The 13,327-nt window shown below is 36.0% G+C and carries 6 protein-coding genes and 1 riboswitch; of the genes, 1 reads left to right on the top strand and 5 read right to left on the bottom strand.

Features of this window, described 5'->3' with window-relative positions:
- Positions 1-45: 45 nt before the first annotated feature.
- The 4 genes from LUA86_RS06380 to LUA86_RS06395 all read right to left on the bottom strand — a co-directional run bounded on the left by LUA86_RS06380 (position 46) and on the right by LUA86_RS06395 (position 8,877).
- Complete coding sequence (locus LUA86_RS06380; RefSeq protein ID WP_231459779.1) at positions 46-1,332, bottom strand: ComEC/Rec2 family competence protein; 1,287 nt, start codon at positions 1,330-1,332, stop codon at positions 46-48.
- Between the two features lie 74 nt (positions 1,333-1,406).
- Positions 1,407-2,906, bottom strand: a complete 1,500-nt coding sequence (locus tag LUA86_RS06385; RefSeq protein ID WP_231459780.1) for a glycoside hydrolase family 43 protein — start codon at positions 2,904-2,906, stop codon at positions 1,407-1,409.
- Positions 2,907-4,264: 1,358 nt separating this feature from the next.
- Positions 4,265-5,698 (bottom strand): SusD/RagB family nutrient-binding outer membrane lipoprotein, encoded by a 1,434-nt coding sequence (locus tag LUA86_RS06390; RefSeq protein WP_231459781.1) that lies wholly within the window; start codon positions 5,696-5,698, stop codon positions 4,265-4,267.
- A 5-nt stretch (positions 5,699-5,703) separates the two neighbouring features.
- A complete protein-coding gene (locus LUA86_RS06395) occupies positions 5,704-8,877 on the bottom strand; it encodes a SusC/RagA family TonB-linked outer membrane protein (RefSeq protein WP_231459782.1) in 3,174 nt (1,057 codons plus the stop codon).
- A gap of 350 nt (positions 8,878-9,227) precedes the next feature.
- A riboswitch (SAM riboswitch) is annotated at positions 9,228-9,328 on the bottom strand.
- Positions 9,329-9,445: 117 nt separating this feature from the next.
- Here LUA86_RS06395 and LUA86_RS06400 point away from each other — a divergent pair.
- Positions 9,446-10,696 carry a peroxiredoxin gene (locus LUA86_RS06400; protein ID WP_231459783.1) on the top strand — a complete coding sequence of 417 codons (1,251 nt, stop codon included), beginning with the start codon at positions 9,446-9,448 and terminating at the stop codon, positions 10,694-10,696.
- Positions 10,697-10,856: 160 nt separating this feature from the next.
- Here the strand turns inward: LUA86_RS06400 and LUA86_RS06405 are convergent, their stop codons facing one another.
- The gene (locus LUA86_RS06405; protein ID WP_231459784.1) at positions 10,857-13,319 is read right to left on the bottom strand and encodes an outer membrane beta-barrel family protein; all 2,463 of its coding nucleotides are present in this window, start codon (positions 13,317-13,319) and stop codon (positions 10,857-10,859) included.
- Positions 13,320-13,327 lie beyond the last annotated feature (8 nt).

The raw sequence follows: 13,327 nt of genomic DNA on the forward strand, positions 1-13,327 counted from the left end.
ATGCAAAGGAGCAAATATATGATAATAGATAGATAATGATTTTTGTTATTTCGGGTTGTATAAATCCCATACCGAACCTTGCCTGGCAACTTCTTTCATTTGTGCCATAATAAAATCGGTGCCATTGCATCTTAGGTTTATCATTCCAAATTTGATTTCATTGGCTGAGTTAATAGAACGGGCAAGTTCGGTAGAAAACACTAGTGGTCTATCTGAAACTGAATACTTCCCTGCGCATCCAATTGCATCTGCCCTTGGATGTGCGTAACTTTCATTATCGCCAGATGAAATTACCGTAGCAATCGGACTCACCTGTTTCATAAAATCAACAGTAAATTCTGATGCACCATGATGACAGGATTTCGCAACATCAACCCTGAAAGGATTATCGGTTCTATAATGCTTCAAAAGATGTTCTTCTGATGGAATGTTTAAATCGCCGCCAAATAAAAAGCTTCTTTTTCCGTAGATTAATTTTACAACAACGCTATGTCCGTTAACGGTATGGGCATCATCTTTAAAATAATCAAAAGCGGTTTTATCATCAACTTTTGCCGTAACCGGACCCAATATATCGAGTTTAAAATCTACGTTTGTAAACTCATTTAAATTGATGGTTCGGGTTTTATGATCAACACGTTTGAAAGATTTTAAACGCCCCTCTTTTTTGGCATTTGATACTGCAAAACAGAATTTTTCATGCAATCGCTGCATCATTCCAGTATCTTTAAGTTTGTTCAAGTCTTCAATACTATCAAAAGTGGTTGTTAAAAAAGATTTACCTTCAATTTTCTCTTTCTTACCTAAACCGCAATTAAAGAGTGTAGCAAAGTTCTCATTATCCTCGTTAAATTTTGCAATTCCATTATGTAAAATTGTACCGAATGTGTACCGCACATCATTAATAATATCAATTAAACACTCGTAATGGTCTTTATCAAAATGACTAACAATAATGTAATTAATATGAACTTTCTGATTTAAATTATGGTAATAAGTGTATTGCCATTTGTTTAAATAAGCCGCCATATTATTGCCTGGTCCGCCATCAATAAGCATTTTAAAATTGTTGCCAACCTCAATTAAAGCACCATCACCCTGACCAACATCTACGAAAAAAATCTTTAAGCCTGGTTCGTCACCAATGTCTGCATTGTCAATCCAACCATCAATTCCGAAAGCACTAACCAACGAAAAATTATTTTGGCTTTGCCCTAAAAGCTTAACATAAGAGCCCATTAGCAATGTGTTGTTACCACCTTTTTTTGAGGCCGCAGGAACAGTTTTATAAGTATTGGCCGTAAGGCTGGTAACGATTTTATAAACTGACATAGCTTTAAATTTAGAATGAGATTTAAAAACTAATATAACTCTAATTAACTGTACAACAAATACTTGTATAACTACTAAAAATATTTTAATTCGAAAGTTGAAAATTCAGCAAATTCCTGAGGTTTACCATTAAAGTTCAAACCAATTCGTGGACTTCTATCCCATTGTGGGAGAAAATTTACATCAACTTTGTTATCAGAATTAAGTGTTTTCCAATCATCTGCACCTTGTTTGTAAAATGTGCTTACTTCTAAATTAGGATTTACCTTAAATTTTAATTCTATACTACCCTTTCCACTAATTTTTTGATTTGATAAAACAGTTTTTTCTTTATTCTGAACTTTCCAGAATTGCACTTGATTACCAGAAACACTAAGACCAATTGCAGCGCCCGCATCGCCATAATAACAGATGCCTTTTTGCGCATCGTTTGAATTACTTACAGTTGTAGTAGCTTCAAATACTGCAGAAACCGGGCGAACCGTTATTACGATACCAGTTAAATTTGAGCTCGAAATAGCGCCTGATATTTTTAATTTACCATTTAGTTGTGAAATTATAGGTGTAGAATTTCGAAAATCCCATTGCCAGCTCCGACTTACATTTTTATCATTAAAATTGAAAGTTAAGTTTTGATTAGTATTTGGTGCTGAAACTTCTTTAAACTTTGGCCAGCCATTTTTTTCTGGCCATATTAATTCTGCTAACATACCTTGCCTGCCAGAAAAAACAGTAGTTTTTTTGTTATAAGAATGATATAAGTAGTAATCTTTTTCATTATCTCCCTTTACAAAAGTACCATGCCCGGAGCATTTCCAATCGCTATTTTCGGATAAAATCGGGTTTTGAGCATACTTTTCATAAGGTCCTTTGAACGATTTTGAACGAGCCACGCCAACATTATAATCACATTGAATTCCACAACAAGCTCCTGCAGAATAAAACATATAAAAATAATCGCCAACTTTCATAAAGCTTTGCCCTTCTAGACCCTTACCAGCGTCATCTTTCATCATAGAAAATGTTTCGCCTTCTGTTTTTAAGCCATCATCAGAAAGTTTGATGCCTAAAATTTCGATTGGTCTTTTATCAAGTCCATAAGCTTTATAAGTAATGTACCGAATACCATTCTCAGCAAAAACAAAACCATCAATAGCTTCTTTTCCATGGTCGATAATTACGCCATGATCTACAAAATCTCTATCCGGATATTTGGATGTTGCAACGCCAATGCAAGAAATATTATCTTTCTTTCTCCTCGCTGTATAATAGATGAAATAAGTTCCTTGGTGATAAACATATTCTGGTGCCCAAAAAGAGCCTGAAGTCCATTCCGGTGCCTTATCGAAGACATAACCAGACTGTTTCCAGCTTTTTAAATTTTTTGAGGTATAGATTGGAAAATGTGGTGCCCATTCTGATGATGTGCCAATAGCATAATAAGTGTCTTTAGCTTTGATGACTGATGGATCGGCAAAGTCACCAGGAATTACCGGTTTGATTATATTTTGTGCAAAGGAAAAGTTAATAAAAAGTACTGAAATGATTAGCAAGAAATATTTGGGTAGATTCATTTAACTAAAGTAATTTTAATTATGAATATTCCTCAAGTATCAATCTATATTTTACAATGGCGATGAATGGCTTAGGTTCATATTTTAATTTCTCGAAACAGAACTTCTTTGAAAATAATACAGGCAATTTTTCCTAAACGTTTTTAAACATTAAAAAGAGATTGCCACGGCTGATGAAAAATCAGCCTAGCTTACCTACCGAAGGCAGGCAATGACGAAATCGGGAGTTTGCATTCACTCCATGCTATCCGGCCTAGCAGATTTTGGAAGCAGAAAGCAAGAAAATACTTGCACTAATTTCATTTTCCGATTAACCAAGGAAATTTGCAGTCCCGATTTTTCTTCGGGACCTCAAATATCCGCTATCCGTATTTTCTTCGCTTTATGCAACAAAAGATGCCAGCCTTGATTTTTTGTTTCTTTTGTATCAAGACAAAAGAAAAAGCCTGTCTGGCAAAGACAAAAACATGACTAATATTTAGAATGAAATCCCCTTGAAATCAGAAAAGGAAGTTTTTCTTAAACGTTTTTAAACTTTAAAAAGAGATTGCAACGGCTGATGAAAAATCAGCCTCGCTTGCCTACCGAAGGAAAGCAATGACGAAATTGCGTTATAGCATTATCTCCATGCTATCCGGCCTAGCAGATTTTTGAAGCAGAAAGCAAGAAAATACTTGTACTTATTTCATTCTCCGATTAACCAAGGAGATTTGCAGTCCCGATTTTTCTTCGGGACCTCAAATATCCGCTATCCGTATTTTCTTCGCTTTATGCGCCAAAAGATGCCAGCCTTGATTTTTTGTTTCTTTTGTATCAAGACAAAAGAAAAAGCCAGTCTGGCGAAGACAAAAACATGCCTACTATTTAGAATAAAATCCCCTTGAAATCAGAAAAGGAAGTTTTTCCTAAACATTTTTAAACATTAAAAAGAGATTGCCACGGCTGATGAAAAATCAGCCTAGCTTACCTACCGAAGGCAGGCAATGACGAAATTGCGTTATAGCATTCGCTCCATGCTATCCGGTCTAGCAGATTTTGGAAGCAGAAAGCAAGAAAATACTTGTACTTATTTCATTCTACGATTAACCAAGGAGATTTGCAGTCCCGATTTTTCTTCGGGACCTCACATGTCCGCTATCCGTATTTTCTTCGCTTTATGCAGCAAAAGATGCCAGCCTTGATTTTTTGTTTCTTTTGTATCAAGACAAAAGAAAAAGCCTGTCTGGCGAAGACAAAACATGCCTAATATTTAGAATACCCCCCTTGAAAGTAAAGAAAAGAGTTTCCTTTCAATCATAAAATAAAAAAAGCAGCCCTGTAAAAGAACTGCTTTCAAAATAAAAAAAAACTAAACCCTACTAATTCGCATCAAACCACAATTTTGTAGTTAGCAAATCTGCTCCCTGACTTGCGACTGCATTCCTGTAGCTTTGTCCGTTTAAAGATTGCTCTGTACCAGGATATATGAAACGAACCGGTATTTGTCCGTTAAGCACCGTATTTACAGATGCCGTTAATTGTGGATAATCTAACCTTCTACGTTCTGCCCACGCTTCTAAACCTTGTCCAAATAAAGCAATCCACTTTTGTTCGCCAATTGATTTTTTGTAATTAGATGCGTCATATTGTACGGCCGCTTGCGCAAGATAAGTTGAAGCTGCAGCATCACTAACAGAAAATTGTTTTAATGAGGCAGTAATGCCTTGCTTGTACAAATCAGCAGCATTTTCTGACGTTAAACCCCTTGCAGCAGCTTCCGCTCTATCAAAAAGTAATTCAGCATAACTGAAAATAACTGCCGGAGATTGCGGTGCAAGAAAATAAGCGCCAGGTTTTGATGTTCTGGCAAAGCCAAGATTACTTGCCTCAGAATTTGTTAATCCATTTGGCAAGCCTACATACTCCTGAGGTGTAGCCGTTTGTGTTTTACTTGCATAGACAGATAAACGTGGATCATTCAAGGCAAATAAGTTATCTACAATTGTTTTGCTGATGCGGTAATCATCACGAGTATCAAACTGTGCACTAACTGGATTTTGTTGCGGAGAAATCTGGTAAATCAGCTGTGCGATATCTGTATTATCACTGATAAATAAATCGCCATCGGCTTTAATCTCATCTAAAACCTGTTTAGCTTTTCCTGGCTCTTTATCCGCAATGCGCAAAGCGATTCTTAACCTTAGCGAGTTGGCAAATTTCTTCCACTTTGTGATGTTGCCACTATAAATAATATCTCCTGCAATTGCCTTTCCATTCGGGTCTAAAGCAGTTTTCGCCACCTTTAAATCATCCAGCAAGCCAAAATAAACATCTTTTTGTTTATCGTAAACCGGAGTGATGTATTCGTTTAATTTCCCTGCCTGACTATAAGGAATATCGCCATAAGCATCAGTTAACAGCAAAAATGACCAGGAACGTAAGGTAAGTGCAACACCTTTATAGTTTGAATTACTTGTTGCATTCCCAATTTCGATGATTTTATTGAATCCGGTTATACTTTGCGAATAAAGCGTAGACCATAATGATGTGAAACTGCTATTTGAGTAAATAAACCTATCCTCTTCAGTGTACTGAACTTTTGCCCAATGTTGAGCAAACAGCAAACTGGAGTTCATGTTATTCGTTGTGCCCCAATAGGCATCGGTTGTGTTTTTAATGGCTGCCGTTAACAAATAGTCGGGCTGTGCATTTTCTGTAGCATTTGGATTGATGTTCACTTCATCCAATTCTTTGGCACATGAAGCCAGCAAAAGCGATAAAGATAAAAAGCTGTATATAATATTCTTTTTCATGGGATTTAAAATTTGATGTTAAGATTTATACCATAGGTACGTGTGGTTGGATTAGAAAGGCTTTCTAAACCCTGACCGTTTCCTGTGTTGAATGCAACTTCGGGATCGATATCGGTAACATTACGATGAAGAATTGCTAGATTACGACCAACAAGCGCTACCGAAACACCTTGCAAGCTTAATGGTTTAAGCCATTTAGCAGGAAGATTATAACTTAGCCTAACCTCACGAAGTTTTACATAAGAAGCATCGAAAATATTTGCCTCATCTATTGTACGGAAAGATTTATAATACTGTTGAGCAGGAAGAATTTTTTCGTTCTTTTTACCATCGGCTGTTACACCTTCGAAGATCATACCATCATCATAAACCGTAACACCTGCAGGAGCTGTATTATTTGCGGTTACTCTTACTGTTCCGTTTGCTTTTAAATTACCTGGATAATAATAAGAAATTCCACCAAATTCGGCAGCACGACCAGGCAAAGTTGATTCCAAAACACCAGTATAAATTCCGGTTGCGTAAGTACCGTTATAAATAGAACCGCCAAAGCTAGCATCAATTAAAACGCCTAAACTTAAATTTTTGTAAGTAAAAGTGTTCGAAATTCCACCAATCCAATCTGGTGTATATTTACCCAAAACCCTTTTAGTTGGGTCTGTTTGAGGTGCACCGGTTGCATTAACAACAATATTGCCACTGCCATCTCTCAAAAATGCATTTCCAAAAAGTGTTCCGTAAGGCTGACCAACGGCTGCAATAACTTGTGCTGAATTGGTTGCCACAACATAGTTTTGCAATAAGCCGGCTTTATCCAATTCGATAACTTTACTTCTGTTTGCAGCATAATTTACATCAACATCCCAAACAAAAGCTTTTTTAACAGGTGTAATGCCTAATTGAACTTCAATTCCTTTGTTGTTGATTTTTCCGGCATTAAGGAGCTTGGATCTAAATCCTGTACTCGGACTAACATCAACACTTAAAATTTGATCATAACTATTGGTATTGTATAAACTTACATCTAAAAGGATACGTCTTTTAAATAAAACTGCTTCTGCACCTAATTCTGATGAAGTAGTTGTTTCAGGTTTTAAATCCGGATTTAGATCTGTTGTAGATGCCGTAAGTTGTGGATTAGTACCAAATGGCGCACCAAAAGCGTAGGTATTAATTAAGCGGTAAGGGTCTGCATCTTTACCAACTTTAGACCAACCTCCTCTAAGTTTGGCGTAATCAAGCACATCGCTTTTAATGTCAAAAGCCTCGGTAATTACAAAACTTCCATTAAATGAAGGATAAAAATAAGACCTGTTTTGCGCCGGAAGTGTAGATGACCAATCGTTACGGGCAGTAATATTTGCATACAAGTAATTTCTAAATCCAATTTGCGCAGAAGCATAACCACTATATGATTTTAGCTTGCTATAATTGTTAGAAGATGTTAAAGGATCTCTTGAATTACTAAGCGTATATAAACCTGCAACAGCTAATCTTGGCGCACTTTGGTCGTTTTGCTCAATGTAGCGTGAGCGAATGTTTGTACCTAATAATGCCTCTACACTAAAATCATCATTAAGCTGTTTGCTATAATTTAAAGTCGCATCAGTATTATTTTCGTTAACGGTAAAAGCACTTTCTGTGTAAGAACCGAATGGCGTACCATTTGTACCATAAGCTATTTTAATCTTTCTTCTATCGTTATAATAATCTGTTCCGGTACGGAAGTTAAAATTTAAGCCTTCAATAATTTTATAATTTAAGCCAATACTACCTATAATTCGGTTTCTGTTTTGAGAAACTGTATTTTCATAAGCCACCCAATATGGATTGCTGTAGTAACTATTGTTCCAGTTAAACGTATTTCCGTTCTCATCTAAATAGTTTTTTAGGCGATTAATATCTACTTGCCTGCCAAACCAGGTGAATTGAAGCATGGTACTTGTAGAGCGAGAACCGCCCGTACCCGATAAATTATCAGAACCAAGCTTGCTGTAATTTGCATTAGCTGTTAAAGTTAGTTTTGGATTGATTCTTAAGGTTGTATTTAAAGCAAAGGAGTTTTTCCCTTGTCCAGAGTTTGGAACAATACCAACCTGTTTAAGGTTATTGTAAGATAAGCGATAATCAAATTTTTCGCCAGCATCTTCAATTGATAAACCATTGGTTAAGGCATAACCTGTTTCAAAGAAATCGCGAACATTATCCGGATGTGCCTCAAATGGAACGGCTACGCCTTTAGAAAAAAACTGAGGTATAAGCTGTCCGTTCATTCTTGGACCCCAGCTTTCATCAACACCATCATTAATCCCTGCACCTTTACCATCAACATAACTAAATTTACCTTCGGAGCCTTGTCCAAATACGTTTTGATATTTTGGAAGCGTTAGCAAACTTTCTATTACAGCATTTGAATTAAAAGTTACGCCCAACCCTTTTTTAGTTTTACCCGATTTTGTTTTGATGATGATTACACCAGCCGCAGCACGAGAACCGTACAAAGCCGCAGCATTTGGACCTTTTAACACGCTCATCGATTCAATATCATTTGGGTTGATATCTGAAATAGTGTTGGCGTAATCTCTAGCTCCGGCAGAATTTAGCTGCGAATTATCAACCGGTATTCCATCGATAACAAAAAGCGGTTGGTTATTCCCAGAAATTGAAGTTTCTCCACGAATTACAATTCTGGATGAACCCATATCGCCCTGACTGTTCGTAACCCTTACACCCGCAACTTTACCCGCAAGCGCATTAACTAAATTTGTTTCTTTGGCTTCGGCCAGATTTTCTCCTTTAAGCTCCTGAACGGCATATCCTAAAGATTTTTTCTGCTTAGAGATGCCTAAGGCTGTAACTACAACTTCATCCAACGAATTATTTGCATCACTTAATACAACAGATAGTGATGATGTACTTGATAAAACTTCAACTTCTTTAGTTGTGTAGCCGATATAAGAAAAAACAAGTGTTCCCTTACCATTTAGGTTTAAGGTAAATGCACCCTCATTATTTGATATAACGGCTTGTTTTGTTCCTTTTACAAATACAGAAACGCCCGGCAAAACCTCTCCGGTGGCGTCTTTAACAGTGCCCGATACTGCTATATTTTGAGCACGAACAAATGTAGATAGCAATAGCAAAAACAAAAATGCTGATAGCTTTACTTTTTTATACATGTTAACTTAATTAGAAATGATTAATTATACTTTTGATTTTTTAGGCAAAGCAATGCCACATCGCTCTGTGTCGATTTTTTTGTAACATTAAATTGATCTTAGATTTGGGAGCTTAGCGCTCAGCTTTATGAGCTACAACATAGCTCCATGCACATTCGGATGGTTTTACAGTTAGGAACTGTAGAAATTTTTAACTTTTGCTCGTCAGGTTTTTTCATTTAAATATTTTTTAAGAGCCATTTAAAAAGCAAATCGTTTCATTCCAAAGAAATACTTTTATAAAAAAAGCACTTCCGAAAAATCAGAAGTGCTCTCATATATTGTCATCAATATTTACTTGGCATCAAACTGACTTAACTACCCCTTTACGGGTTGGAATTAGCACCATACCCAAATAAGGCTGGTTGCTAAGGTTTCAAAGGGCCATTCCCTCCACCTTTCTCGATAAGCATTTTAAAATAACTGCTGCAAAGATAGTATATTTTTTTAATAGTCTACAAATTCTATAGATTTTATTGAAAATATTATTTTAAGTGCTTACCTTTGAGCCGGAATTAAAAATCATCCCATGAAAATAAAGTCGATACTCATCATATTAAGCTTGGGCTTAAGCATAATAAATGCACATGCCCAAACCAATAAAAAACTGCAACCATCTAAAATATCATCAACAGTTAACAAAACTGCAAATGGCAATTGGAGAGGTCTTTTTCAAATTAAGCCTGGTGTAGAAGTTCCTTTTAACTTCGAAATTAATAATGACAAAATAGTTTTTCTTAATGGCGATGAACGTTTTGATGGTGGGAAAGTCTATCAGAAGGAAGATTCTTTAAGTATAAAATTAGACCAGTTTGATAACGAAATTGCGGTAAAGCTTATAGGCGATTCTTTAACAGGTACGTTAAGAAAGCAAGATAATTCTGGAAAACCACTGGTTTTAATTGCAAAAAGAGGTGAAAATTTTAGGTTTAAAAATTCTGGAGAAAAACCTGCAGCAAATTTTTCTGGCACTTATGCTGTCACTTTCAAAAATCCGAGCGGAAAAGACGAAAAATCTGTTGGTGTTTTTAAGCAAACAGGTGATAAATTAACAGGAACTTTTTTAAGAGTTACAGGAGATTCGCGTTATCTTGAAGGTATAGTGGAAGGTAATAACTTTTACTTATCCAGTTTTATCGGCATGGCTCCTGCTTACTACAAAGGCAGTTTTTCTCAAAAAGGAGAAATTACCGGAGAATCTATAAATTCAAGAGGAAGTATAGCTTTTACAGGTATCCAAAACCAGAATGCTGAGTTACCTGATGCTTACAAACTTACCTATTTGAAAGAGGGTTACAAAACTTTAGACTTTTCTTTTCCGGATGTTAACGGAAAAAAGATTTCACTGAGTGATGAAAAATACCGTGGTAAACCTGTTATCATAACCATTACCGGAACATGGTGCCCAAATTGCGTTGATGAAGCCTCATTTATTGCACCTTGGTACAAGGAAAACAAGAAGAGAGGTGTTGAAGTAATTGCAATCCATTACGAAAGACAATTGGATTCTGCTTATTTAAAGAAAGCCATTAACGGTTTCCGTGAGAAGTTTGATATAAAATACGACCAGGTGATTGCCGGTAAACCAGATAAAAAATTAGTTTCTGAATCTTTACCTGCATTGAATAACTTCTTATCGTTCCCAACAACCATATTTATTAACAAAAATGGCGAAGTTGCGAAGATTCATACAGGTTACAGCGGACCAGCAACCGGAAAATTCTATACTGCATTTGTAGAGGAGTTTAATAAGGAAGTGGATAGTTTATTGAATGAGTAAGTATTGAAGAAATAATATTTAGAGAGGTCGTCATGCTCAGCTTGAATGGGCATATTAAAGCATAATATTATTTCGTTACGCTTTAGGATTCCCGCTTTCGCGAGAATGACGATGATGTGTAAAACCAATCCATAACAGCGTAATGTTCAGCTTTACAACATTAACTTCCTGATTTGCTACCGCTTGATTTCACATCATCATTACTGATGCTTCTTTGGCTCTTTTTAATAGAATCCTTCAGCTTTCCAAATTTCCAGTTTAAACTCATGTTAAACGAACGATTGTAGTTTTCGCCACGGTAACGCTGTGTAAAATTTGGTCCTTCAGTTAGCGTTTCATAAATTCGGTATTTTATAAATGGATTATTTATACCTGCCGAAATCGTTAACTTATCTTTAATAATTTCCTTGCTTCCACTAAACGACATGTAATAATATTCACCAGAACGGCCTTGTAATAAAACATCAGCACTGCTATAATTAAAACTTGCATTTGCTCGCCATTGCTTTTCAAATTTATAACCTGTGTTTAAATAAACATATCCAGAAACACCTTCATTTTTAGTCAACACACCATTAATTGTGCCTTCCAACCAGGCATAGCCAAGGTTGCCGCTTAAGCTTAAATTCCACTTTGTGGTTAATGGATAATTTATATTTATGTTGGAACCCAAGTTTTTATTTCTACCAACGTTGGCGAAACTTGTTCTGGTAATTTTATTAACATCGTTGTAAATAGATATTGTTTGTATGGTATTATTAGCAAAACTGTAGGCTAAACCGGCATTTATAGAGCCTTTCTTAAATCGGCTGTACGTCAATTCAAAATTATTACTCAAAACAGCTTTTAAGTCTGGATTTCCGGTTGATTCAAAATTTGGAATAGAACGGTCAACAAAAGGATTTAAATTATCAATTCCCGGTCGCTCGATACGCTGTGTAAAACCAAAATTTAAATTGCTTTGATTTTTAAACTTCCGATTTACAGAAAATGATGGTATAATGTTAAAATAATCGGTATTAACATTCGAAGCATTGCTGATAAAATCAGCTTTTACAAACGTTTCTTCAATCCGAACGCCAGCTTTAAAACCCCAATTAGTAAGGTTGTATGAGTAGGAATTGTAGGCGCCAATAACATCCTGATTGTTATCAAAAATATTTGTTCTTGCTGGTACAATTTCAAATCCTCCGGTGCCGGCATTAAGTTGTCTGTACTCAAAATTACTATTGTTATCCCTCAAAATTCCTTTCAAACCACCTTCAATATTTAATTTTCCTACCGGATGCACGTAATCTAACTGAATGGTTTGCTCTTTTGAACGGCTATCATTTTGCTGTATATAATTTGGTTCCGTAAAATTTTGTCTGTTAGAGAATGTTAACTCATTTCTCTGCGGGTTGCCCCCATTATTAAATTTGTATGAGAAAGTTAGCAAACGCTCTTTATTACTTTTAAAACCTAGCTGATAGTTCAAAGTCATATCCAAACCATTCCAATCAAAGCGGTTTTGTCCCAATAAATCGTAAGCGGTAAGTTGCGCTGGAGAACTTAATCTAAAAGTCTGATTATTAGTAGATTTATTGTAGCCGCTGTATGGGTTAATCTCTGCAGTTATCAGATTAAGCGTATCAATTTCAAAACTAATTTCTGCACCACCATAACGGTAATTATTATCAAACTTTCTTCTACCGATATTTATTAATTCTGATGGATTAGCACCTAAGGTTGTTCTGGTATTTGTGTTCTGAGTTTCTGGTGACGAATAAAAACCGGTACCGCCATAAGCTGTAATACCCAGTTTACCTTGCTTTACGGTTAAAAAACCACCAATTCCAGGACCGCCAACGGGAAATTGGTGACGAAGATTTAAGCTTCCACTATAACCATTATCAATTTTTTTATTAGTGATGATGTTAATGATACCAGCTAAACCCTCACTATCATATTTTGCCGGTGGTGTTGTAATCACCTCTATTTTTTGAATAGATGATGCTGGCATGCTACGCAAAACATCTTTCGGACTTCGGGAAACCATACTCGATGGTTTTCCGTTTATGAGAATTTTATAGTTTCCACTACCTTTAAGTTTGATGTTATCATCAGCATCTAAAGATAACAATGGCACTTTCCGCATCATATCCAGTGCAGTCAGAACTTTGCTTTCCGGATCGGCCTGAATGTCATAGCTAATTCTGTCAACTTCTTGCTTAATTATTGGCCGCATAGCATTCACAGCAACTTCATTAAGATTGTTTACTTGCGAGGCGACACTAATTTTCCCGGCATCGAAGGTGTTTTTCGTTTCATTCAATTCAAAATTTAGCGTTTTAGAATTGTAACCAACGGCTATTGCAGTTAAGGTATATTTTCCTGAAGCAATGTTGCTAAACTCGAACAAACCTTTCTCTGATGTGACAGTCGTTTTAACCACAACGCCATCTTTTTTAATGGCAAGGGTTATAAATTCTAACGGTTTTTTTGATGCTGAATCAATTACTTCTCCTTTAACAGCAATTGGGTTTTGTTGTGCAAACGTAACGGAGTAAAACAGAGTGCAAAGGAAAAGGACGATAATTTGAAAGCATTTTTTTTTGAGGAGTGATAATTTAGGATTTCGCATGTAATTTG

This window comes from Pedobacter sp. Leaf132 (assembly GCF_920984695.1).
GTDB lineage: Bacteria > Bacteroidota > Bacteroidia > Sphingobacteriales > Sphingobacteriaceae > Pedobacter.